We start from the raw sequence: 25552 nt of genomic DNA on the forward strand, positions 1-25552 counted from the left end.
ATGTTACCCCCCCTTTAAATCAGACGTATATGGTCTGCTAACCTCCGGCATGATGGGGGAGGACGGACCCGATGATATATTAAGATCCCGTTATATTGGCATTGTTTCCCTGGAATACTTCAGAATATCCGACCGCCGGGAGGTTAACTTTTGTTATTTGCGCATTATCAGATAATTTTACCGGCTATAACTACATCAACATGAGGATAGCGATTAATGGTTTTGGGCGTATTGGCAGAATATCTTTGCGCATGTTATTGCAAAAGAAAGGCATTGAAGTAATAGCAATAAATGACCTGGCGGATACGCCAACATTGGCACACCTTTACACTTACGATTCTGTACATGGGCCATACAAAGGCGAAGTAAGTGCTACCGCTGATGCCCTGATTATCGATGGAAAGTCGATCCGTGTTTTGGCAGAGCGTGACCCATTGAAGTTACCCTGGGCCGAACTGGGGATTGATATAGTGATTGAATCTACCGGTAAATTCACGTCTAAAGCGGCTGCGGAACAGCATTTACAGGCAGGCGCCAAACAGGTTATTGTATCAGCTCCATCGCCGGATAAAGATATTCCTACCGTAGTATTGGGGGTGAACGATCATTTAATAGATCTTACCTCGCCTGTATTGTCCAATGCCTCGTGTACTACTAACAATGTAGCGCCTATGGTAAAAGTTTTGGATGATAACTGGGGGATCGTAGACGCCTATATTACCACCGTGCATTCTATGACCGGAGATCAGAACCTGCATGATGCGCCACATAGAGATCTTCGCAGAGCGCGTGCAGCATCGGCATCTATTATCCCTACATCTACCGGCGCCGCAAAAGCAATCACCACTATATTTCCGCATTTAGACGGCAAAATGGGCGGGGCAGGGATACGCGTGCCAGTGTTAAATGGTTCGCTTACCGATTTTACCTGTATCCTGAAGAAACAGCCCCAAAGTGTAGATGAAATTAATGCCAGGTTTAAGGAGGCCGCTGACACTTCCATGAAAGGCGTGCTGAAGTATACTGAGGCGCCTATCGTATCTGTAGATATCATTGATAGCCCTTACTCCTGCACTTTCGATGCTTTATTGACCTCCATTGTAGGCGATTTAGTTAAAGTGGTGGGCTGGTATGATAACGAGTTTGGATATTCTAACCGGTTGGCCGATTTAGTAGTACGTATAGCTGAACTTAAACGTTAGACCTGCATGAGGGATTGTTTCCGCATGCTTTGCTTAATTTTTTCCCTGTGCTGTCCGCCCCAGGCACTTAGTTCACCTATCACATTTTTTAATGTCCGGCTATACCCGGTTGCTTCATAAATGATAGTTACCGGGGTAGTCGGATAAACGTTTCGTGTGATAAAGTCATTCAATTCCAGATCTTTTAGCTCTTTAGCCAATATCCTGGAGGATATGCCAGTGAGTTCATGCTGAATCTCGTTAAAGCGCTTTGGTGATTGCACCAGAGACAGGATCAAAGCCAGCCTCCATTTTCCATTAAGAACATACAACGCATCGAGGACGTTTCTGAGCGAGCCTGCGCATTCTTCCTTGCCTGGAAGCGGCTCATTTATCATCATTTCCATAACCCAAAGGTAATTACATTACCTCAATGTAACCGCTTCCCTTCAGGTAAGTCCGAACTTCTGACTACCTGGCAGCCATAATTTTGCCTTTGATAATTCGAGCCAAAGAAACCTTTCATCGTTCACACAAAGGCAATCGGGCGATCTCGGAATTTAAAATTGATCATATTGTTAAATACGTAATTTTTTATGAAACGTATCCTTCATTTAATCTCAAGCCTGCAAGGTAAAGGATCATACAGCATTAAGCTGGGTCAGGCTATCGTTGAAAAAATTCAGGAAAAGTATCCGGGCAGTACACTTGAAGAATTAAACCTGGTCGATATCGACATTCCACATCTTAACCCCGCTGTTCTCCGTACATTCTTTATTCCCGGAGATCAGCTGACCGAAGAAGAAAAAGAATCTATCCGCTTTTCTGACGAGGTAGTTAAACAGTTAATGGCTGCAGATATCATCGTGATTGGAGCGCCGCTTTACAACTTCACCATCCATACATCGCTAAAGGCCTGGATTGATCATATTACCAGGGCCGGAATCACTTTTGGGTATGGGGAAAATGGTCCTGTTGGAAAGGTAACAGGGAAGAAAGTTTATGTAGCCATGTCTTCCGGAGGCGTTTATTCAGAAGGCCCTGGTAAAGCCAACGACTTTGTTGCTCCTTATTTGAATGCTTTCCTTGGCTTTTTAGGCATGACAGATCTGACGGTATTTCGTGCTGAAGGATTAAAAGTGCCGGGAGTGAAGGAACATGCTATGGAGAAAGCCATTGGCAGTATAAAGATTGATTAAAATCTTCTTTTTAAATTATTGAAAATGTGAAAAGCCTGCAGACTACTCTACAGGCTTTTCACTTTAAGGAAATACAAAGGATAGCGCTGATTTGATGATTTAATCTTGGTTAATCTGGAGACTCCTTTTGGGTGTATATAGAAAATAATGCAGAGCGTATTTAATTAACTGTACGCACCCGGGCTGAGATACTGGCATTTAGCAGGACTGTCCTGGGATTCCCGGGATCAGCCGGATCTTTGTATTGAACATATTTCATGTTGGCAAGTCCGCTTACTACAATGGCATAAGAACGTCCTTCCCTATATGGAATGGTAGCAGTGGCCTTTACGCCTGTTGTATCTGTACCGGAGAAAAACTGCAGATAGGCATTTCCGTCTTTTCCGACCACCTGTTTATCGATGGAGATAAAATCTGTGTGAGTACCGGATTTCATCTTGGCTGGCAGGTTAGCCGCAAAAAAACGGCTGCCATCTTCCAGTATAAAAAAACAGTTCATTTCACCGAGGTCACTACTCAGATGCAGCAGGCGAAATTGACATTTATCAGGAGTATTGGTGCTGTTTTCGATAATATGCATAATCATGCAATGGGAAAGCAGTTGATCCGGATCATCGTAGACATAAAAAGTATTTTTTGAGTTATCTGTTAAATTAACTGTCGTATCGGCCACCACTTGTTTTTCCCCATTTGTAAAAATAAAGCGGTGTGTTCCCGGAGTTTGCCTCATATACAAAACCGATGCCGTGCCTCCCGGGCCTGCAAAAGCAAGGGCAGGAAAGGTTTCGCCAGCCGGTGATCTGCCGGAAAACTGGATCGGGTCTGACTGCATGGTGTCCAGTTTGTCCACGTATACTGCTTTTGTGCCCGGGAAGGTGAAAATGCCATCTGCCGTATTAAAGAAGTTGACTTCAGTACCAGCCACGCCAGCGTCCTTATCTGATTTTTCACATGCCGACAGACCGGGTACCAATAGTATAAACAAGAAGATATAATGTTGCAATTTCATTTCTTTGAATTTAGTGTTCAATTTGCCATTAGTTTTTTGCAGGTACAAGCAGCAATACTTCGTTAATTGTTGGGTCTATATCCTGAGTGCGCACCATTACCGGTAGTTGTGATAAGGTATAGCCCACTACATCGCCACCTATGCCCAGTTGGTATTCGCTGCCAGGCGTAAATGATTGTATAAACGGCGCATAAGTGCTCACGGTACGGGTGGAGAAATTGATCATTTTAATTGATTTAAGTTGATCGTTGCCTGATGGTCCAAGTTGTTGCTGATATTGTTGTTGCTGGGYCAATATCACCATGGGCTGATTCGGTGCCGGCCATTGGTAAACGCGTGTACCCGTTGTAACTTCATTGTAGTTTCCTTCCACCACATTAAATGGCCCATCGGTAATAGTAGGTGCAAAACTGCTAACCTGTTTGTAGGTGAATTCGCCTGCCTGCCGTTGCTGATCCAGGTTGTAACAATAAAATGTGCTGATGGTATATATGGAACCGAGATCTGAACCGGTATAACCATATAACAGGCTATTACTGGCATCTATACCCATCAACCTGGTATAATTAAATATGGTGGTCACATTAGGGATAAAGTCATAGTCACCTTGAAACATTCCATCTTTGATGACAAACACCTGGAATATTTTATTGTCATAAACAGCTCCTTTGGCCAGGTATTGAAAGTTACCGGCAGCATTTAAACGGGATACCGTAAGATTGTCGATCGCTGAGCTATAGACAAAACCATCTGATACATTCCAGTTGAAGGAAGGGCAGGAGAAGAATAATTCGCCTTTACTATTTGCATAGATTTTTTTCATAACAGGAAAGAATACCTGGCTAATATTGCCCTCCCTCTTTACGGTATCAAGATCTAAATAAGCATCATCAATGAGGCCGGTACTGGTAGGCAGCACGGTGCGATTAAGCGTAGTAACGCTGTAATCCTGCAGGGATATTTTTATCAGGCGGGCGGCTGAATAGGTGGCATCGGGCAATCGGGCATCGGTAGTCAGGCAGGAGAGATACAAATTATTCCCGGCCGGATCTGAAGCAAAACCATAATCGGTATTAACAGGATCCAGCAGTGAAAAATCGCCCAATTGATCCTTCCATATTACTTTGCCCCGGCGAATTACGCCCTTCTGCCATGTAACCAGGCTATCGCCGCTCATGAGAACAATGGCTCCGCCGGGAGTGTAATTGGGTATTACACGGGTACCCAAAGGCATTCTTAACGCAATGGTAGCTTGTTTGGGGTTTAGATAATTAAGGGTATCTGTAAGGAAGGGTAGCGGCCGTTCTTTGTTCACTAATATAGAAGCCAGTGTGCTCTGAACTCCGTTAACGGTTGCCACTATCAATTGCTGCGGACCAATCATCGCCTCGGTAATCAGCACTTTTACTTCATCAAGTGTATAATTATACAGCACATTATTTTCCGTGTAAGTACTGTCTTTTGATTTGATAGAAAGCACCGGGGCTTCCACACCACCAATGGTAATTTTCATGGTAGCCTTGCCAGCACCCAATTTTCCATTGAGTGTGAGTGTATCGCCAACTGTATAGGAGGTATTATCCAGTTTATTTATCCGTGGTAGTTGATCCAGTTGATTATAAAAGTCTTCTGTTCTGCGACAGCCCGCTGCGAGGATCAGTATTAAGAGAATAACTATGTTGATGTTGTTCATAATACGTCTGTAGTTGTAAGAATCACGTGATTTAAAAAGAATAGATAAGGTTAGCCTGTGCATTACGTCCGGGGCTCCACTGCCTGGAAATATTATCTCCCGAATAAACGGGCGGCGTGCGTCCTGCCACCGAGCGGGTTTCGCCGGTATTGTGTTCTGGCTGGTATTTATTATCTCTGTTTTGATCTTCGATAAACCGGATGTCTTCATTCAGCAAATTGTTGATGCTAAACTTGGCCTGCCAACGTTTGGCAAATTGCTGGGTGTAAGAGAAGTCGAGTAAATGCCGGGCCAATTCGAGGATAGAGCCACGGTACTTCACGATGCTGGAGGCAGGGTTGCTGTATTTGCCAACGGCATAAATACTGGTACCGGATACATTATAATTCAGTGAAAGCTTGCAGCCCAATTTGGCATTATCATAAAACAGGCCGCCATTGATTACATAAGGCGCCTGTCCCTGTAATGGCCGGTTAAAAGCAGTGTCAATAAATACTGACCCTGAACCGGGAATGGTAGCAATAAAGGCACCATTTACGTGGCTTCTTATAAGAGAGGCATTGAACAGAAAAGAGAAATTCTTAAACAATGTGCCGGGAATAAATCCAAGATTTTTCCTGATGTCAATCTCAATGCCCTGCACCGTCGCTCTGTCCACGTTGGTGAAGCTGATATTATCAAACCCGTTTATTTCGCTTGCTGCTGTGTTGGCAGAAAATATGATTCTTTCGATTGGTTTTTCTAATCGCTTATAGAAAGCTCCGATGCTGAACATTTCACCTTTATTATTCTTAGGATAGAACTCCAGACGAAGATCAGCATTGGAAATATCCGATTGTACCAGTGCCGGGTTACCATTAATCATTTGATTATTGGGATAATCATAATCACGAAAAGGTGATATCTCTCTGAATTCAGGCCGGTTCACCGTTTTACCATAGGCCCCGCGCAGTACCCACATTTCGGATAGCAGCCAGGACACATTCACAGAAGGCAGCCAGGAAAGCCGCGACCGGTCAATCAATATTGACGGGCCAACCCGTTGATCGGGCAATACCAGTGAGGGCACTACTGCCGCGAGCTTCATTTTATCGTATTCAAGGCGCAATCCGGCGTTCAGTTCTATTTTGCCATTAAAGGGCCTGACAGTGGTCATGAAATATCCGGCGTGGTACTGCTCCGACGCTTTATAGGCATCCATAGGACCGGTACGGTCTTCCACCCGCAGTCCTGAGCCATCTTCCCTAAAATAATTATCGCTCCATATTTTACCCAGGTCATGCAGGTTAAAGCGCCATATAGAAGGATCGACATATTGCTGGGAGCCGGGTAATTTATAAAAAAAGCCTTCCCCGGTAGAGCTGATGAGATTGGGCCTGTTACCATCGGTCAGCTCTCCATCATATACCGCGAACAAGCGTCTTGCTATGTTGCGTTGCTTGAATAACTGATATGTACCCGCTTTTATCGCGAGCCAGGGCTTTAGAATAAGATTATAATCCAGGGATGCATTATATACTTGTTCCTGCAGTCTTGTAAATACCCGTGCCGCTGTGCCATCCCGGTCGTAGTTTTCGGGCACTTTACCATAACGATCATCTGCCCGCCAGTTCAGATCAAAGTCTTTTGACTGACCAAGATTAAAAATGCTCATTGGATAATCGTTATTTACAAAACGCGAGATGCGCTGGTCGGGGGTTTCATTTTTGGTGATGGTTACGCCTGCATTCCAGTTGAGGTTTTGTTTATCGCTCAGCTCATGGGTGCCGCCAAGATTACCCGAATAGAGAAAACGTTCGCGGTAGTCGAGCACAATATTTCGTTTCCAATATTCCGTTGAGTAACCGTAACGTCCGAGACTATCAGGATAGGCATTGGGCCGCTGGATCCTGTCAATTGTACCTTTCCGTCCCTGCTGCAACACAAAATTTTTGAAGTAAATTTTATGTCGATCATTGAGATGTAGCATAAAGTTTTGCAACAGGTTAAGCGTAACTTCTTCTGAGCTTTGATCTTCGTTGGTAACGGTTGAAGTGATATAATCGGAATAGGAAGCGTAAAGATTATTGGTTTGCCGGTAAACGTTAAATCCGCGGGTTTCATTGGTATAACTGAGCCCCGTAATATTATATAAACGTGCCGTTCCTAATTTGAAATTGTCATAGTAAGTAACCAGGAATTGTACATCAGGTAAGGCAGTTTTTTTCCCGTAGTCCAATGTGGGTGAAAACGATTGGATATACTCCTTCTGGCTTAGGTGTGCTTTGCTGAAATCTCCGTAACGGGACACCAATGAAGGCAGGGCTCTTGTTCCGTCGTCCATTCCCAGCCAATCGAGTTTACCACCTTTATAGGTATTTTGTTGCTCAAATGTGCTGCCTGATGTGTAACCAATACGTAATCCTACATCCAGATGTTTTACGGCCAGCGCGTCTTTGGTATATATTTTAACCGCTGCTCCGGCAAAGTCTCCAAACAAATCAGCCCGCGGAGATTTATAAACCATGATCTTATCTACTATCCGGGATGGCAGCAGGTTGAGGGCAAAAGCACGGCTGTATTGTTCTGTACTGGGGGCAATGTTATCACCCAGATAGGTAACATTGTAACGCTGGTTCATCCCGCGAACCACCAAAAACTGTTCATCGGTAAGGGTTATTCCTGCAATACGCCTGGCAACCTGCGCGGTGTTTACATCGGGCAGTCGCGCAATCAGTTCTGATGAGATGCCGGATACAATGCTGCCTGCCTGTTTAATTTCCTGGATCATTTCCCGCTCACCGGTATGTTGTACGGGTTGTAATGCACGACGGGTGGCTTCTACCGTAACAGTAGCAAGTGAGCTAATGGCCGGTTTCATCTTCACCGCAAATTCCAGGTGTGATGCGTCAAAATGATGTTCCTGCTTTTCGTAACCTGTATAGTAGAGCAGCAGTGTACCGACAGGTTGATGAGTCGTCAGGCTGAAGCGTCCGTTCGGGTCGGTGACCGTACCGGTTTTGCTATCCTTTATTAATATTGAAACACCAATCAGTGGCTCACCTGTTTTGGCATCAGCTACTTTGCCGGCTATTCTGTTTGTCTGTTGTTGCTTAGTGACAGATTTAACCTTTCCTACAACGATATTATTATTTATTATTTCATAATCATAACCTGTGTTGCCGAGCAGATTTTTCAGTATAACGGAAAGGTGTTCATTTTTATATGTTTGTGCTGCTACTCTTAGTTTGCCGAGTAAATTTTTGTCATAAGAAAAGGGGATGCCGGTAATAGTTTCAATTCTTGCCAGCACATCCGCCATGTTTTCATTTGTAATATTGATGGTTACTTTGACTTCATTTGGTTGCTGTGCTTTACTTTCACTGGCATAGATCAAACTGCTGAAACCAATTATTATTCTTAATACAACTGTTGTGAACTTCCTAATCGCCGGGACGTTTTTTTTCATATTTTTGATTGTTGTTAAATGGTGATGCCAGTTAATTACACAGCTTTACTAACAAACTTTCGACGGGGAGTTAGTTTACTGCTTATTTTAAAACGGGAGTTGTTTCCTCAACTTCCGTTTCTTTTTTTGGGCTGGTTTATCTATTCATATAGCGTAATTATATTATTGTGGATGTGATAGTTCGCATCCGTCATCTTGCTGATTGCTTTCATCACCTCTTCTGGTTTATTGTTGATATTAAATGTAATCTTGAAACTTGCTGCTGTGATCCTGTTACTATTCGTTTCCAGAGTAATTCCCCAGGTATTTTTTACCACTAAAGAAAGCTCTTTAAAAGATGCACCGTCAAGTCTGATATTACCTTGCTGCCATGAACTGGCCAATGCGGAATTGACTGTTGTTATATTAAATGCACTGGTGCCCTTATGAAAGCTGATTTGCTGGTCGGCGTTGAGCATACCTAATGTTTTGCCCGAAGCGGTAATTCCTATTTTACCGGTAGCTACGTTTATCATAATCTGGTCAAGTCCGGAATATGCTCTTATGTTGAAGGAGGTTCCCAACACGGTGGTTTTTAGTTGGTCCGTATTTACAATAAAAGGTCTGGCCGGGTCTTGCGCAATATTAAAGAAGGCTTCACCCACTAATGACACTTCCCTGTTTTTTTTATTGAAATGCCCGGGGTATTTAATGTGTGAGCCGGAGTTCAACCATATTTCTGATCCGTCTTCCAGGCGGATTTTCAGGATTTTTCCTGTCGATGCCTCGCTGGTATACCAGGTAACTGCATCGGGCATTTGGGGTGCATTGGTTTTTCTTATATAGTTATACAACGGGAAACTGACGGTGAAGAGCGCTAACACTACAGCCACTTTCATCCAGTTGCCTGGTTTCATGAAAAATATGGGAGGATGTCTGGATTCAGGTATCCGGGTAATAATTTTGTTCAGCAGTCTGATCCGAACCTTTTCTTCATGTTCGTTATCGGAAAAAACATTCAGGTCTTTGGCGGAAACATCAAAGGCGGCATACCAGTTATCCAGTTTTTCCTGTTCTTCCGGCGTCAGGCTTCTTTTATCTGCTTCTGATGGTAATTTGTTTTTTTTACGCGGATCCATTGTCTGCCCTTTTGACTATATAACCGAACGAAACGAGGTTTTGTCCCAGAGCAGCATGAAATTTAGTATAGAAATTGGGGATTGTTAATGTTCTATTAACAATAGGACCGCCAGCGTTATCAGTATATTGGTTGATGCCGGTTCAAGTTCATCTGAGCGATAGGTCTGAACATTTATCCTGATCCTTTTTAGCCCGGTGCTGAGCTGATTTCTGACGGTTTTATTAGAGATCTTAAGCCGGATGGCTATTTCCTCATTTGAAAGCATTTCTTCGCGGCTGAGGAGGATTATTTCCCTCATCTTTTCAGGCAGGTTGTTAATCTCCTGCATGACAAATGATTCCAGTTCACGATTCATTAGCCTGGTATCGCTGGAGGTATCATCGATTTCACTTTGTGACGCTTCCCCGTTTACAAAAGACATCATCAAGAGTTGTTTTCTGAAAAAATCTACGATGCGGCTTTTAAGACGTGCATGGAGCAACGCCCGTACGGACTGTTCATTTTCAAAGTTAAAATCACTTTCGAGCAGGGAGAGAAACAAATCCTGTAAAAGATCCTCCACCTGCTCTTCATTCCGCAGGCGGCGAAAAGCAACAACATATAATTCTTTCCAAAACTTACTATAAACGTTGGCAATATATTGTTGCTTGGCCTGTTTCATGAGGAAGATCTTATGAGTACAGGTACAAATTTACCCACGGAATATTAACGATATGTTAAGAAATGGACAGATCTGCTTAAAGCGGCTGCTGTTCAGGTGATACCTTATTTTTTAACATAAGAAAATGGCAGGTTATTATAACTACGCGCCAGCACCGCGATGTTTTTTTCGTCATCTTTCAGATCATGAATAGGTGTTTTCAGGTAGTAATCTACCGGGTGCATCATGGCTCCAATGATGGGTTTGGCAAAACCGTAGAGGCCAACCTGCTGTTTGATGGCGGCGGGTACAATGGTTAAAGGATCCTGAGAGTTCCATTTAGCGAGACAGGTAACCATACGGGTATGCTTCCCCAGCGCGTTATGCACAGCTGTTGTCGTTTTAATATCGCCGGCTTCATTCAATATCCAGTCTACTTCCTTTAGCATGTCTGACCCGGCAATATCCTTGCTGGTAAGCTGACAGGAAGTTAACCAGATAATACATTCCGGGTTTGCTTTATTGGCGGTTGCTTTAATTTTCTTCCAGCATCTGTCAATTGCTTTACGGCGAAATTGCAATACATTTTCAGGTGTTAGTTTCTCTTTCCCCGGAAATGGCTGCTGCATGAGTTCTTTGTACATCTCCTGCTCGCAGTCCATCCATTGCAAAGGAGGATAAGGTTCCATCGTAGTTCCCGGATTCCATAACCAGTCGATAAAAATACCATCTATACCGGTTACTTTAATGGCGTCTTCAATGGAAGCACAGAGGTAATCAATGTAGGTGGAGGTGTATGGAATATGGGGATCTGCAGGGATCCCATAACTCAGCTCCGGATGATCCAGTCCCCATTTTGTATTGGCGCCTGCACAGAAATACCCGAATACCTTTATGTTTTTTTTATGCGCCAGTTTTACCTGTTCTGTTAAAAAATCATATTTCAACCCCGGTTGTTCAGGTACAATGCCGCCTTTATACCATGCATAGCCGTTACATGAAACGGCAAATGACTGTATGACATTGCAGCCCAAACTGGCATACCAGTTTACATGTTCTTCCGGGTCCGCATCGGCCCATAGCCCTGGTTTGGCGAAGGCATTGAGCCCACCTTCACCCCAGTTAAAATCAATGTTAAAGGCTTTAATAGGAGTAGCGGCCAATGGTGCCCTGGCCCCCATGGAAAAGGAGGACAGGGGGCGGGACATTCCAATTATAAAAGTGCCCATGCCAATGGCCGCATGCTTGATAAAATCTCTTCTTGAACGATCGTTGGATGGTGCAGTTGTTTGATTTTCCGACATACTTACCAGTGTTTAGGATGAAATAAAATGGCGTGTGTTTTACTATTTTGAACCTGATCGTTTTTCTATCTCTTTAATACTTGCAGTAATCATTTTCCCAACAGGTTGGTTGTTGCGGTAAGTGATCATCCGAAAGGTATCTGCCCCTTTGGGGATATCGAGTATATCTGTATATTTTGAAGAAAAGCGATCCGGAAAAGTACCATCAAATGTATAGTAAATATCCACGTCATCGAGTTCTTTGACCAGGGTGATTTGCATGGGTTTATCTGCCGATTTCTTTGTGGGCCTGATAGCTGCGTCATATACAGAGCGTGCATAGTTCACGTTAGCCACATCATAACGGGCGAAGTGAGCTTCCATGCGATGAATAAAGCTGTCCCAGTTCCTGGATGTTTTTTGAGACCAGAGTACTTCCGATAAAGCAAACGCACGGGGCCAGGTCATGTATTCAGCATGCCGGTAGGTAGGCACAGATTCTGTCCACAGATTGCCCTGTCCACCCAGAATCAGTGACTGATCAGTTAGTTCCTCCGGAACTGGCTCAAAGTTATAACAAGTGCGTAAGGTGAGCATAGAATAGGTAGGAGGTTCGCCTGCGGGATCTCCCTGGTAAAGATCCAGGTAACAATTGTGATCAGGAGTCATGATAACCGGATGATTCATTTTTGCAGCATTAACGCCTCCCTGGATACCCTGCCACGACATGACAGTCGCCTCAGGCGCCAGTCCGCCTTCCAGTATTTCATCCCAGCCGATCATTTTTTTTCCTTTGGAAATGACCATCTTTTCCATGCGTTTAATGAAATAGCTCTGGAGTTCTTCTACCGTTTTGAGTTTTTCGTCCGACATTCTTTTTTTGCACTTTGGACAATTTTTCCAGAAGCCTTTATAGCATTCATCTCCTCCGATATGGATATATTGTGCGGGAAATAGTGTGGCCAGCTCTGTTAGCACCTTATCCATAAACGCAAAGCTTTGTTCATTTCCCGGGCATAGTGCATTGTCTTCTTTCGAATAAAAGACATTGCCAACATTTACGTTAAATGGACCACCTGTGCAGGACAGGTTAGGGTAGGCGGCTAAAGCGGCTAAACTATGGCCTGGTACGTCTATTTCTGGTATAATGGTTACAAACCTATCTTGTGCATATTTCACAATTTCCTTGACATCTTCCTGTGTATAGAAGCCGCCATAGCTGGTCGGCTCATTTTTAGCCCTGGGGGTACGTGTCCACCAGGTACCCATTCTTGGTGCACGCCATGCTCCGATGCTGGTTAATTCAGGCAGACTTTTAATTTCAATTCTCCAGCCCTGGTCATCTGTAAGATGCCAGTGGAAAACATTCATTTTGTACTTAGCAAGTTGATCTATGTATTTCTTTACCGATTCTTTCGGAAAATAATGACGGCTTACATCCAGCATCAGTCCCCGCCAACCGAACCGGGGATAGTCTGTAATCTTTACACAGGGAACGGTCCAATTTTCCTGTTCCACCTTCACGCTGCTTTCCACCTCTTTGGACAGCAATTGTATCAGCGATTGCATTGCATAAAAAAGACCAGCGGGTTTATTGGCTGAAATGTCGATCCTGGCAGGAGTTACATCCAGTATATATCCTTCATTGCCCAGTGTTTGGTTGTAGGTACTGTTGATTGTAAAATGGATGCCGCTGTTATCACTTTCTGCCAGGCGCAATTGATACCCGGTGGGCGCGTGTAATACGGCCGCAAACAGATCGGTAATACCTTTCAGAGATGGGTCAGCTACCAGTTTGGTGGCGGAGGTAATATTGAAAGAGCCGGTCCGGTTTTCAACTTTAACGGGTATGGGAATCAGGTTGATCTCCTGGTTCTTCCCATTTTCCCTGTTGGCAGCAAACGAAGGGAGTAACTGTAACAGTATTCCTGTTGCCAGCATTAAGATTTTCTTTACCATGAGTGAGTATTGTTCAATGTTCTAAATAGCATCGGGCTTTTACATTTTCAACATAGCCGGGCAATAAAGTACGATAATTTAAGCATATTACTGATACTGTGCCGCAGTGGCAATTCTTAATTTGTAATCCTTATACCGGCTTTCCATTTAGTAATAAACAAAATACCTATTATGAAAAAACACACCCTATTATTCGCTGTCATCATGTTTGCCATGACTGCTGTAGCAAGTGCACAATCGGCAATATCTACTCCTTCTTTAACCGATCAACCAGTATTAATGACAGTTAGCAGCAGCGCTTTTGTTAATACATTTTTATCGCTGGACACCAGGCCGGTTGCTGGTCCGGCTGTTTTTACTCCTTTGATATCGGAGTTTACATGTTCGGCCAGTGGCAGGTTCCCTAATCCGGACAATTGTCATGACTATATTTTCTGCATAAAAATAGCCGGAGGAGGATTTCAAAGAAGGGATTACACCTGTGCTGCCGGTTCGGCTTTTGATGTAAATGATAAAGTATGCCGGCCAGAGGCAACGGCGAGCAACCCGTATCCTCCCTGCAATCATTAATAAACCCTGACGATTCGCAAGAGGGATGATCTTATGATCATCCCTCTTTGCATTTATGGGATTTAACGCTTATTATTGGGATCCGACTATCACCGGGTCTTTTTCAAATTACCATAACAAATGAATGTAACCGTTAAAATGCTATCGCATCAGGATGTTGATGATTTTGTGGCGTTGTTAAATGTTTTTGAAGAAGTTTTTGAAATGCCGGCTTTCGTTAAGCCCGATAGGAATTATCTGGAGCGCATATTAGGCAACCCCGATTTTTTGGTGGCAGTAGCCATTGCAAACAATACGATCCTGGGGGGATTGACCGCCTATACACTTCATCAGTATTATGTTGAAAAGCCGTTGGCCTATATATATGATCTGGCGGTTTTGATCGATTTTCAGCGGAAAGGGATCGGTAAAGCACTTATCAGTTTCTTAACAGGATACTGTAAGGAAAAAGGTTTTGAAGAAGTGTATGTTCCGGCGCACAGTGATGATGATGCGGCCCTGGACTTTTACCGCCGGACCAACTTTACAAAAGAAGAAAGTGTTGTACACTTCTCCTGGTTGCTGTAGCCTGGAATAAATTTCCGGACACGCTTATTTGTCTATCTTTATAAAAGATAAAGATCATTACTGTTGGAAACCAATATCACCTTTAAAACTCAACAACCTTCTCCGCAGCTATCCGATTTTGTGGAAAGTTTTTGGATGCTCGAAAATGCGGCGGCGCAGCAAAAAGAGATTGTTGTTTTGCCTGACGGAAGGTTTGATATTATTTTTTCTTACTCCGCAGAAGAGTCTTTTCGTGCTATACTGAGAGGGTTAGATACCGAACCAGGACAGCACGCCATTCCCGCTAAGCAGGTGATGTTTGCTATCAGCTTTAAATTATTGGCCATTGAATACCTGCTTAATTTCAAAGTGGCTGCTGTATTAAATGGCGCCCAGATCCTGCCGGATAACTTCTGGGATATTACAAAAGAAGATCTGGCTGATTTTGACAACTTATGTGGTAAGGTTGTTGCCAAAATGCTCACCTTAATTAAACCCGACATTGACAGCAGGAAGAAAAATTTATTTGACCTGATCTATACTTCCAATGGTGCTTTATCGGTAAAAGAATTATCGGAAAAGGTATTTTGGAGCAGCAGACAGATCAACCGCTACTTTAATGAGCAATTCGGCATTTCTTTAAAGGTATTCTGCAATATTTTACGCTTCCGGGCATCGCTGAACCATATCAAAGAAGGCCGGCTTTTTCCGGAGCAGGACTTTACCGACCAAACTCATTTTATTAAGGAGATAAAGAAGTTCTCCGGGGTGGTGCCTAAGGAGTTGTCCAAAAACTCAAACGGCCGATTTATACTATTATCTGCCTTGCCTAAGGAGTAGTTTTGTATCGTCAAAACAAATCAGGCATGAACATTCAACAGAAAAAGATAGCCATTATTGGCGGCGGGCCTGGTGGCCTGACATTAGCACGCCTTTTACAGCTTAAAGGTGCAGATGTAAAAGTGTACGAAAGAGATATTAATAAAGACGTAAGAATTCAGGGTGGTGCCCTTGATCTGCATACGGAATCAGGATTGGCCGCTTTGGCAAAAGCTGGTTTGATGGAGGAATTTAAAGCCAGTTACCGCCCGGGAGCAGAAATGGTCAGAGTAGTAGATCAGGACGCAAAAATTTTCTCAGATCAGCATAGCGAAGGACGCACGGAGAATTTTGGTGACAAAGAGTACCGCCCGGAAATAGATCGTGGGTCGTTGCGGGAAATTTTACTCCACTCATTACAGCCGGATACCATTGTGTGGGATAGTCACATCCTGGCAGTCAGCCCGATACAGGATCAATGGAAAATAGTGTTGGCAAATGGGAATACAGCCATTGTGGACCTGGTTATTGGGGCAGATGGCTCTAACTCAAAGATAAGGCACTATGTAACGGATATCAAGCCACTATGGGCGGGTATCACCATGCTGGAAGGCGCTATTAAAGATGCCGCCAAAACAGCCCCTGTTATTCACCAGCTATTAAAAGGCGGGAAAATATTCGCCTATGGTAATGAAAAGACGTTGATCGTTAGTTCAAAAGGAGACGGTAGTTTTGGATTTGCCCTCAGCTTTAAATCAGAAGAACACTGGGCTAAAAACAGTGGGATTGACTTCAAAGATCACAAACAGGTATTAGCGTGGTTTAAAAAGGAGTTTGCTGACTGGAGCAATGTGTGGTGGGAATTGTTTGAAAGTGAAGACACCCTTTTCATTCCACGTCCGCAATATTGCATGCCCTTAGATCAAAAATGGGAAGCCAAACTGAACATTACCCTCCTGGGCGATGCTGCTCACTGGATGCCTCCTTTCGCAGGAGAAGGCGTAAATATGGCTATGTTAGATGCATTGCAGCTCAGTGAGGCACTCACGGATCCCTCGTTTGCGGATACCAGAATGGCTATTGCCCATTATGAAAAGCAAATGTTTGCCAGGTTTGCTAAAATTGGCAGGGACACGATGTTTAATACCAAATGGATGCATCAGCCTGGCGCGTTAAAGACGATGCTGAGTATGTTTAGCGACAACAAGCTTAAACAGGCGGTATTTATTGCAAAGTACCTGGTGAATGTGACGGTAGTGCCATTCATTCAAAAGGCGATAGGACGTCCCGCCAGCATTTGATGTGCCGGTGTGGATGGCGCTATTGAAATGCTGGTTGCCGCTTTGCGTAATGCCAGGATTTCATTTCGATAAAATAAATGCACTGACTGTAACGCCAATCTCCTTGTGTGTTACTAAGCGGAATAAGCGCCATATTCCATTTACTCATTTTAATGATCCTCTTCTTTAATACCTCCTCTCTTTACCGGGCAGTCCTTCTGCAAATCAAATGCACGGGTTATTTGTAATTTAATTTACGTCGCACTCGTCCCATCCATTACCCGCCCGCAAATTACAATTATTACATATTCAATTAGAAATATACGTATTCTTTTAGATGTATTTTATTTACGTATTGGTAAGCCTTTTCAGGTGAAGTGCCATCAAAAAAAAGCTAAAATGGACAAGGAATTGGAATAAATTACTTCAGAACTCGAATTATATGCGAAGTACTATATCCTCAACCGTCTTCAGAATTCAGTAACAGAAGTTTACTATTATTTTCCTAACCAATTTAAAATCCAATTTACTATGGTAACAGTAAATGACATGACTGCACTAAGTCTTGAGCCCCTCTATTGCCCATTTGAACCCATTGATGGCGGCTTTTCCAGCCACATGGAAACAAAAGTAAAAGAATGGACAGATGAATACCGCTCCCTGCCGGACAACTTAAAAGAGTCATTTAAAAAGTCTGCATTCGGGGAATTGACCTGCCTTTTTTTCCCGCGGGCATCCCGGCAAATGTTAGAAGCAGCGGGGCGTCACATTTTGCTTTTTTTTGTTTTTGATGATTTACACGGATTTGGGAAAAATGCCCATGAAATTCAGGGCTACTGCGAAGAAGCCATTTTAACGCTGGAAGGCCATGCTATTAAGCCGGAGAATGATGTGCTACACCAGTTTGAAATATTACGCGCTGAGTTACTGGCGATCTCTTCGCCGGAATGGTTGAGCCGTTATATACATGATGTAAAGAAATTTTTTGATTCCATCATTGCCAGCTCTTACTTCAATGCTACCGGACACTATCCCACGGTAGATTATTACATGATTCTGCGGGAAGACCTGGTAGGGCTATTTCAGCTGATGGGCTGGGTGGAACTGTCTGCCGGCGTGATATTACCCCATCATATTTATAGCCACCCACACAACTTCCGGTTAAGGAAACTGGCCACCAGGATCATGGCCTGGGCAAATGATTATTACTCCGCCGCAAAGGAATACCAGGACAACGAGTACATGAACCTGGTGCTGGTGATTAAAGATGAATATAAGAAGAACCTGAAAGATGCCTACAATATGGCTGCGCAGATTCACAATGATGAAATGAGGGCATTTATAGCATTGTGTGATACGCCTCCCGATTTCGGCGAGGAGTATAGCTACCAGTRCCAGCTTTATATGGATAATTTAAAGCAGATGATCCTGGGGAATAAACTCTGGTCAGAGAAAACGTATAGGTATGCAGAGCAGTTTGACAGTATTAAACCGTTTCTGTTAACATCGTATTAACAGGATAAATGGATTTTTTTTATTATTTTATCTACTCCTAGGCGGTTAGGAGTAGATTTTTTATATACATAAATTCAAATCCATGCAGCCCTCCACCAATTCCCTCATCAATTTCGTCACACCACATTTTGAAAAATCCATTAAAGTAGCCAGGAACGTTTTAAATAAGCCGGTATTTAAATTGGTGTCACAGCTTACCGCCATTTCACTGATTGGTATAGAACTGAACCAGCGACTGGGTTTTATTCATCCTTTCCAGATGGTTAAGGATAATAAGTTCTCTGTCAGAGCAGTGGTATTTCCTATTGGCATTACTTTGAATGCCATCGTTATTTTACTTTACGAAGATTATTACAGAGCCTTATTGCGCATCATTTCAGTAAAGAATGAAGCATTAGAGAAGGCAAATTTATCTAAAAGTATTTATGTCCGTGAAACCTCTCATGAGCTGAGAACCCCGCTCAATGCTGTATTTGGCATGGCGCAGTTGCTTTATGAGGATAAACAGACGATTGAGAATCCGGATACCCTGAAAAGAATTGACTGCCTCTACGCGGCCGCATTTCAGACACTACGGATTGTCAATGATGTGCTGGACCTTTCAAAGATAGAAGCAGGGTATGAAATCGATAATTTATTTGAGAAAATTCCCCTGAAAAGTTGCATCACCGAACTGGTTAAAATTCCCCAGGAAACAGCCAACTATGAGGAGAAGAAGATCCAGTTAAATTTTGGGAATGATCTCCCCGAATATATCAGCTTCGATAAATTATCACTCACAAAGATTTTCAATAATCTGCTCTCCAACGCTATTAAATATACCTGCAAACAAGGCACTATCCATATAAAAGTATACGCTGAAAATTATAGAATTTACTGTGATATCACCAACCCAGGTGTTATTGATCCCCAGGAACTGGACAATCTCTTCAAACCCTTTTCGGGCGTGAAGCGCAATAGAATTGAAGGTACCGGATTGGGGCTGTTTATCACGAAGTCACTGCTGGAGAAATTGGGAGGAAAGATTGACGCCAGATGTGATGATGCCAATACCATTTTCTCATTTTATTTCCCGCTGGTTATTTCAGACGCAGAAGTCATCTCCAAGCCAGTAAATAAATATAACTTCCAGGGGTATAAGATACTTGTTGTGGAAGATAATCCGATGAGCCTCTATCTGCTAAAATCCACTGTAAAGAAAAATGGGGCAGAGGTGTTATGCGCAGAAGACGGAAAGGAAGCATTGCGGATCATTCATGAAGAACACCCTGATATGGTGATAACAGACTCCGATATGCCGGTAATGGGCGCCGTGGAGATGCTGCAGCTGCTTCGTGCTGATCCCCAATACAGCAAGTTACCGGTAATAGTAGTTACCGGCAGGGTATTTACCCAGGAAAAAGAAGATATTTTAAAGGCAGGTGCCAATGAGTGCCTTATAAAACCATATCAGGCTAATGACCTATATTCATTGATGGATCAGCAGTTGGGAGAAAGATCTTCTATTGCCTGAGTAACGCAACTTATCTGGTTTATTGCGTTTCAGATTCATTATCTGTTTTGAAGATATGTACATCCTGCTGAGGAAACGGGATTTCTATTTTATTTTTTCTAAACGCTGTAGTGATAGCAGCAATAACATCGCTTTTGGTACTGACACCGTCTCTGAAGTGACGCACCCAGAAAAACAAGTTGATATCAATGGAGCTATTGTTAAAATCCTGGAACAGTACTACTGGTGCCGGTGCAGCCAGTATCCGTTCATCTGCGTCTAAAATCTCCATCAATATACTTTTTGCTTTTTCCAGATCGGTGTTATACGACACGCCGACTACCAGGGTCATACGCCGTTTGTAGCCTCCAAGCGTCCAGTTAAGCAGCCGGGAGTTGAGGAGATCTCCATTGGGGATCACCATATCGGGGCCATCCCAGGTCAATTTTTCATTAAGATAAGAAAACACCGTTGATTTAGTTGTGTTGACCGCTATTCCCCTTTTGAATACTTTTTCTATATTCTGATGGACTCATGGAAGTAATATTCCTGAAACACTTATTAAAGTTGACGAGGTTATTGTAGCCACTTTCAAAGCATATCTGCATGATGGGGAGTTCATTCTGCCGGAGTAATTTGCAGGCATGGGATACACGGATTTCCTGCAGAAAGTGTACAAATGACTTTTGTGTGCGTGCTTTGAAGTAACGGCAAAAAGCTGTGGGAGACATTTTGGCTATTCCGGCAATTGTATCCAGGGTAATTTCCTGGTGGAAGTTGGTGATCACATATTGATATACATCGTTAAACCGGCCGGCATCCTTAGTGGTGAGCGCATTTTGGTAGGCATTGCTGGCGAGATAGTCGTAATCTGCCGATTCTGAAAGGAAGTCTATCATATTCAGGAAGTGGGAAATCTTCCTGAGTCCTTCCGATGCTACGATGGCGCCTATCTTTTTTACCAGCAGGGTATGTGCATGGCCTCTGAAGCGGAGGCCACGACAGGCGTTGGTGAACAATCGTTCTACGGCCTGCGCTGCTTCCGTACCTGCTACCAGGTTCAATACCATGGAAGGGGCGAAATAAAGTACCGTGGCTTTGACCCGCAAATGCCGGTGTTGCTGGAAAAAGACATTGTCGTTTTGCCAGATATGTGGCAGATTAGGGCCCATGAGTACCAGGTCTCCTTCTTCAAAATCATCTACATGATCTCCTACTATTCTCTTCCCATATCCCTCTTCAATCAATACCATTTCGCAGGCATCATGAAAATGAAAGTGGGAATCAAGGTAGGATTTGTCTACATACTTAACACGAAGCTGCCGGTCCGCACTTAAACCGGTATCCATTAATCTCGCTTTCATGACCTGTATTGTAATATTATTGATGGGATTTTGTGTATAAAAATAGATTTATGCAAATATAGWTAATGTTTTAGATGGAATCGTTAACCTCTTATAGGGGTTATTGATGATGTTATTTTCGAAAAAAGAAAGTGAGGGATGATGAGGTAAGAGGAATGATAGAAAGAAGTTTTTGGATAGGAGTGATTTGCAGAGGGACGGCCATATTGAAGTATCTAAAAAGGTAGAACACTTTTTGGATACTTCAATATGGCCGGTCCTTTAGCTGAGCGTTCACTCCCCGATATTATACAGCCGGCAAACTTCGCTATAACTCATTTTGGTATAATCGGCGGTGCGTGCATTGGGTATACCACCGGGAATAATAATGTACCTGATTTTGTTATTGTTTGAAGGAAGTCCGCTTGGTATTATATCGCAGATTACTCTTATTTTGTTGAGGAATAACCCGTATTGAAAGCGATACTGAATATCTGCTCCTCCTATGTTATAATAAATACTCGGCAGTAATTTGGCGATCCCGACACCATCAGGATCAGATATGAACTTAACATATACTAACACCGTTCCTTTATCAATAATATCGGCTGTAATTTTAGGTGCGGCGATATCAAAATAGAAGGTCCTTTTCCCGGCTCCAACAGAGGTGGTGGAGTTGGTCCAGGGATTCGAGTCCATCCAGGAAGAATAGATGATATTGGCCGTGCCCACTGGTCCGGCAGGTCCGGCGGGTCCCACCGGGCCTGCTGCTCCGACTGGACCGTCATCACCTTTTTTACAACCGGTAAATATAAACAGGCTGCTGATGGCTATCAGGCAAACTGATTTGATGAGCTTTTTCATATCTATTGTTTTATAGTGTTGAATGAGATGAAAAAAGATTAGCGTTTGGTGAGTGTAAACGTATTCCAGTTGGCATCGCTCACTAACAAGCCTTTTATAGTATCGGCAGACAATACACAAAATTCTCTGTAAGTATTGTTAGGCGCGGTCCATTGAATATTGAGCGTACCAGCCTTTCTTACGTAGGTACCGTTTTGCAGATTGGTTTTAAATATTTTGCTGGCCTTTAAAAGCGGTTTTAAGTCCAGTTGAAAGTCACCATAAGTTCCTCCGGGTGTATAGTTGCCGATCCAGGTGGTATTATCCAATGCCTGGTCAGTAGTTTTATTAAGGATGCTGCTGAGGAAATGCCAGTCCTGTGCCGCGGTGTTTTTAAATTGGGTGAATTGCCCGCTGTTTATTACCTGGGCACTGAATGTGGCCGTCATATCAGGAAAATCAAGTACGATAGTGGGCGGTTCAAACCGGTAAGTACCGATATGTTCGCCATAAGCATTGCGAAGAACTACAGCGTTATCAGTAGTGAATTCCATGCTGTAGGGAAACGGAGGTTTGTTGGGGTCCTGGTATTCTCCTGTCCATATGGTATTCTTTAAGGAGGTTGGTTTTGTTTCAGGTTTCGTGGCAGCATCTTTTTTACAACTGCCTGATGTAATCAGTAATACGATTGATAATACCCGTATGGATAATAGCTGTTTCATGACTTCGTGATTGTTAGATGAATAATATGAATGCATACATCATTATAATCTAACCCTATTAGTCGCGATGTAAATGGGGGAGGGGAACAAATGAAAGCGGATTATTTTAGTTTCCGGTATAACAGGTATGCAAACAGGAGCAACAGGATTCCGGCAGATATAAAAAGGGAGATGGGGTTATCTTTTGTATGAGGTGGTTCCTGTAAAGGGGTGGTGTCTCCCAGCAAGATGCTGGCGGCCCAGAAATAAGGCAGTTGGTTGCTGTTATCATGATCTGCCAGGAATTGCAGTTTGGCCCGCTGCAAGGCTATGTCTTTGGGGAGCCCCTGACTCAGCAGGCGATGGAATTGCTCTGTTAATTCGTAAGTGGCTTTATTATCAATCTGCCACAGGGTAGTAATAATTGCAGGGATACCGGTAAGGGTAAATCCACGTGCCAGGCTTAGCACTCCTTCTCCTTTGGCATGTTGGCCGATGCCGGCTTCGCAGGCCGACAGGATGATGAGGGCAGTAACGGAGTCCTGCACCAGCTGGAGTTCTGAGAGGTAAAGGGCAGAATCTGCGAGGTATAGGACTGGCTCTTTATCCTGGTTGCCGGCACTGGCATGTGAATACAACTGTACGATGCGGCTCCCGGGCAAATGAGTGAGAAATTGCTGGCGGGTGGCGGTTGCTGCTGAAAGGCAAAGCGGCGTATGATAATATTGCCGGATATTTTGCAGAGAAAGGTCTGCCCCTGTAAGCGCGGCCAGCTGCAGATGTGGGGCATAGTTTACGGGCGCAATACCCAGGAAACCATGGCTGCCCGCAGCACTTTCCGGCGGTATTTTCATTAAAGAGCGGGCGGCATAAGTATAGCTGAAGGCATGGCGTTTCACCAGGAAGCTCATTGGGTCAGCAGGGTCTGATTGCAGTACTTCAAACGGAAGCAGGTATTCATCAGGAGATATGATGATGCTGCTATCTGAGAGTTGTAGTGGTTTAAACAGTTGTTTATATAGCTGATGTGCCAGCAGGTGATAGCGCTGGAATTGCTGTTCCCGCATAGAAGCAGTGGTGCATAGTTGCATGAGCTCCAGTACTTCCCGGCTGTTAAAGGCTGTTTTCAGCAGTTTGCATTCAGTGGCGGAAACAGACAACATATATACGGAACTGTCTGTGGTGAAGTACTCCGCCAGTGATTTTCCATGAGCCGATAAATATTTTCGTATATCCGATACGGTATAAACTACCGTGTCATATTTATATTGATAATAAGCGGGGTATTTTTTTTCCAGGTCTTTGATGGCTCTTTCCAATGCGTCACGGGCGCTGAGTAGTTGTGTGTAAGTTTGCTGATACGCGGGTGTATTGGGTTTGATCAAATCCAGTTGTTGCTGCAATGAAATAATATGTATACGCAATGTTTGCTCGTTGGAAATGTCTGCAGTTGACAAATACTTCCTGGCGCCTAATTCATTCAGTTTATCATTTAGTAATACGGCCCGGCTTTTTTCAAAGAAATGAAACGCTGCGGTAGTGTTCCGGAGCAGGTAGCAGGTTTCAATGGCCTGTTCATACATTTTCCGGGTCTGGTTTCGCCAGAATAACCTGGATGGATCGCCATATTGTTTCCAGCGCATCAGGTCAACTGCTTTATCTGCGGCCAGAAATGCGCGCAGGGCATTATGCAGCCACATGCTGTCTTTTGAGGTATGGTACATTGCCAGCAACGATTCTCCCTTATTGGCTAACAGGGTGGATACATAATAATCGTTGGCAATCTCTTTCAGCATTTGATCATCAGGATTGCTTTGCAGGGCGGTATCCGTGAAATGCACAGGTAATGCATTCAGTCCTTTCTGATAGTAACGCAGTGCTTTTGGGTACTGATGTAACCGCCAATAGGCGGAGCCAAGGTTATTATATACGCCGGCCAGCACATATGGGTCGCCTGATTTTACGGCCAGCTGTATGCCTTGCTGGTAATAGCGGATAGCCCCAACTGCATCTTTCATTTCATCGTTGCACAGATAGCCCATGTCCAGCATATTCAGGGCACATTGATCCCAACGCTGCAGTCGTTGATTTACCTGGAATGCCTGTTGATAAAAAGCAATCGCGGCTTTGAATTTTTTTTCCTTGCCCAGGATACCGGCATAGATGGTAAAGCAGGTGGCCTGGTGTTCAGGTGGAGCATTGGCAGGTAATATTTGTAAGGCGCTCCGGATGTTTTGTGTGGCGGCTACCGTATCGTTGAGTGCCACCTGTGATTGTGCCTTCTGCGCCAGCAATGCCACTTCAGACAGGGTATCCTGTCTGCGTGCAGCTAGGGCTATGCCCATGTCGGCGGTTTCAATGCTTTTCTGATAGTCTCCGGTACCGTAAAGTGAAAAAGCTTTTCTTTCAAATGCCATCATGGCAATGGCTGTTTTCTCCGGGTACTTTACACCAATGAGAATACAGCTATCAAAATAATGAAGCGACTCAGGGTATAGGTACAACGTATTATAAAACAAACCGAGGTTGAAATAACTATTGGCCAGAAAGGATGGTTGCGCACCTTTACTATGGCTATTAACATCTATGGCTTCCCTGGTATAGCGAATCGCTTTTACCCAGTCGCCCTGCAGGCGGTAAAGATTTCCCAGGCGATGTACAATCCGTGCATATACACTGTCTTTGATGGGAAGACATTGCCGGCAAAGTTTTAGCAGCGAGTCCAGCTGTTGTATTTTTGTTTCGTTGCCGGTATCATTGTTTTGTTCAATAGCAGTAATACGATCTATGAACACCGCTGGTGCAGGGCATTGGGAAGAGGCATAAAAAGGGCACAACAGGCAGCAAAGTATCAGCAGCTGCCTGTATAATATTTTCCTGGTGATGATTACCTGCATGCCATCGCGCATAC

Annotated in this window: 21 protein-coding genes; 8 read left to right on the forward strand and 13 right to left on the reverse strand. The window is 43.7% G+C overall.

Annotation, left to right across the window (positions count from 1 at the left end):
- Positions 1 to 200: 200 nt before the first annotated feature.
- Positions 201 to 1202: a type I glyceraldehyde-3-phosphate dehydrogenase gene (gene gap, locus AC1DP6_RS30950; RefSeq protein ID WP_477058340.1), complete on the forward strand. Its 1002-nt coding sequence runs from the start codon at positions 201 to 203 to the stop codon at positions 1200 to 1202.
- Here gap and AC1DP6_RS30955 read toward each other — a convergent pair.
- Positions 1199 to 1588 (reverse strand): winged helix-turn-helix transcriptional regulator, encoded by a 390-nt coding sequence (locus tag AC1DP6_RS30955; RefSeq protein WP_477058341.1) that lies wholly within the window; start codon positions 1586 to 1588, stop codon positions 1199 to 1201. The genes gap and AC1DP6_RS30955 overlap by 4 nt on opposite strands.
- A gap of 189 nt (positions 1589 to 1777) precedes the next feature.
- Between AC1DP6_RS30955 and AC1DP6_RS30960 the strand changes: the two genes are divergently transcribed.
- Positions 1778 to 2380 (forward strand): FMN-dependent NADH-azoreductase, encoded by a 603-nt coding sequence (locus AC1DP6_RS30960; protein ID WP_477058342.1) that lies wholly within the window; start codon positions 1778 to 1780, stop codon positions 2378 to 2380.
- Positions 2381 to 2540: 160 nt separating this feature from the next.
- Here AC1DP6_RS30960 and AC1DP6_RS30965 read toward each other — a convergent pair whose 3' ends face one another.
- The 7 genes from AC1DP6_RS30965 to AC1DP6_RS30995 all read right to left on the reverse strand — a co-directional run bounded on the left by AC1DP6_RS30965 (position 2541) and on the right by AC1DP6_RS30995 (position 13532).
- Entirely contained in the window at positions 2541 to 3389 is an 849-nt protein-coding gene (locus AC1DP6_RS30965) for a hypothetical protein (protein ID WP_477058343.1), read from the reverse strand.
- A 28-nt stretch (positions 3390 to 3417) separates the two neighbouring features.
- Entirely contained in the window at positions 3418 to 5082 is a 1665-nt protein-coding gene (locus AC1DP6_RS30970; protein ID WP_477058344.1) for a hypothetical protein, read from the reverse strand.
- 31 nt (positions 5083 to 5113) lie between these two features.
- A complete protein-coding gene (locus AC1DP6_RS30975) occupies positions 5114 to 8530 on the reverse strand; it encodes a TonB-dependent receptor domain-containing protein (protein ID WP_477058345.1) in 3417 nt (1138 codons plus the stop codon).
- Between the two features lie 140 nt (positions 8531 to 8670).
- The gene (locus tag AC1DP6_RS30980; RefSeq protein ID WP_477058346.1) at positions 8671 to 9648 is read right to left on the reverse strand and encodes a FecR family protein; all 978 of its coding nucleotides are present in this window, start codon (positions 9646 to 9648) and stop codon (positions 8671 to 8673) included.
- Between the two features lie 84 nt (positions 9649 to 9732).
- Entirely contained in the window at positions 9733 to 10311 is a 579-nt protein-coding gene (locus AC1DP6_RS30985) for an RNA polymerase sigma factor (RefSeq protein WP_477058347.1), read from the reverse strand.
- Between the two features lie 104 nt (positions 10312 to 10415).
- Positions 10416 to 11594 carry an alpha-amylase family protein gene (locus tag AC1DP6_RS30990; RefSeq protein ID WP_477058348.1) on the reverse strand — a complete coding sequence of 393 codons (1179 nt, stop codon included), beginning with the start codon at positions 11592 to 11594 and terminating at the stop codon, positions 10416 to 10418.
- 42 nt (positions 11595 to 11636) lie between these two features.
- Complete coding sequence (locus tag AC1DP6_RS30995; RefSeq protein WP_477058349.1) at positions 11637 to 13532, reverse strand: beta-N-acetylhexosaminidase; 1896 nt, start codon at positions 13530 to 13532, stop codon at positions 11637 to 11639.
- Positions 13533 to 13703: 171 nt separating this feature from the next.
- On the opposite strand from AC1DP6_RS30995, the gene AC1DP6_RS31000 reads away from it, so the two are divergent.
- The 6 genes from AC1DP6_RS31000 to AC1DP6_RS31025 all read left to right on the forward strand — a co-directional run bounded on the left by AC1DP6_RS31000 (position 13704) and on the right by AC1DP6_RS31025 (position 19775).
- On the forward strand, positions 13704 to 14102 hold the full coding sequence (locus tag AC1DP6_RS31000) for a carbohydrate-binding module family 14 protein (RefSeq protein ID WP_477058350.1): 399 nt from the start codon (positions 13704 to 13706) through the stop codon (positions 14100 to 14102).
- A 120-nt stretch (positions 14103 to 14222) separates the two neighbouring features.
- On the forward strand, positions 14223 to 14669 hold the full coding sequence (locus tag AC1DP6_RS31005) for a GNAT family N-acetyltransferase (RefSeq protein ID WP_477058351.1): 447 nt from the start codon (positions 14223 to 14225) through the stop codon (positions 14667 to 14669).
- Positions 14670 to 14732: 63 nt separating this feature from the next.
- On the forward strand, positions 14733 to 15488 hold the full coding sequence (locus AC1DP6_RS31010) for a DUF6597 domain-containing transcriptional factor (RefSeq protein WP_477058352.1): 756 nt from the start codon (positions 14733 to 14735) through the stop codon (positions 15486 to 15488).
- A gap of 26 nt (positions 15489 to 15514) precedes the next feature.
- Positions 15515 to 16768 carry an FAD-dependent oxidoreductase gene (locus AC1DP6_RS31015; RefSeq protein ID WP_477058353.1) on the forward strand — a complete coding sequence of 418 codons (1254 nt, stop codon included), beginning with the start codon at positions 15515 to 15517 and terminating at the stop codon, positions 16766 to 16768.
- A 510-nt stretch (positions 16769 to 17278) separates the two neighbouring features.
- Positions 17279 to 18262, forward strand: coding sequence for a terpene synthase family protein (locus AC1DP6_RS31020; protein ID WP_477058354.1), 984 nt, complete (start codon positions 17279 to 17281; stop codon positions 18260 to 18262).
- Positions 18263 to 18344: 82 nt separating this feature from the next.
- Positions 18345 to 19775, forward strand: a complete 1431-nt coding sequence (locus AC1DP6_RS31025) for a response regulator (protein ID WP_477058355.1) — start codon at positions 18345 to 18347, stop codon at positions 19773 to 19775.
- 19 nt (positions 19776 to 19794) lie between these two features.
- On the opposite strand, the gene AC1DP6_RS31030 is transcribed toward AC1DP6_RS31025, so the two are convergent.
- The 5 genes from AC1DP6_RS31030 to AC1DP6_RS31050 form a co-directional block, all read right to left on the reverse strand.
- Positions 19795 to 20223 carry a mechanosensitive ion channel family protein gene (locus AC1DP6_RS31030; RefSeq protein ID WP_477058356.1) on the reverse strand — a complete coding sequence of 143 codons (429 nt, stop codon included), beginning with the start codon at positions 20221 to 20223 and terminating at the stop codon, positions 19795 to 19797.
- A gap of 7 nt (positions 20224 to 20230) precedes the next feature.
- Positions 20231 to 21118, reverse strand: a complete 888-nt coding sequence (locus AC1DP6_RS31035; RefSeq protein WP_477058357.1) for an AraC family transcriptional regulator — start codon at positions 21116 to 21118, stop codon at positions 20231 to 20233.
- Positions 21119 to 21391: 273 nt separating this feature from the next.
- Entirely contained in the window at positions 21392 to 21961 is a 570-nt protein-coding gene (locus tag AC1DP6_RS31040; RefSeq protein WP_477058358.1) for a collagen-like triple helix repeat-containing protein, read from the reverse strand.
- Positions 21962 to 21999: 38 nt separating this feature from the next.
- Entirely contained in the window at positions 22000 to 22662 is a 663-nt protein-coding gene (locus AC1DP6_RS31045; protein WP_477058359.1) for a hypothetical protein, read from the reverse strand.
- A gap of 101 nt (positions 22663 to 22763) precedes the next feature.
- The gene (locus tag AC1DP6_RS31050; protein WP_477058360.1) at positions 22764 to 25550 is read right to left on the reverse strand and encodes a CHAT domain-containing protein; all 2787 of its coding nucleotides are present in this window, start codon (positions 25548 to 25550) and stop codon (positions 22764 to 22766) included.
- Positions 25551 to 25552 lie beyond the last annotated feature (2 nt).

The sequence above is a fragment of the Chitinophaga sp. 01L420 genome (assembly GCF_056399985.1).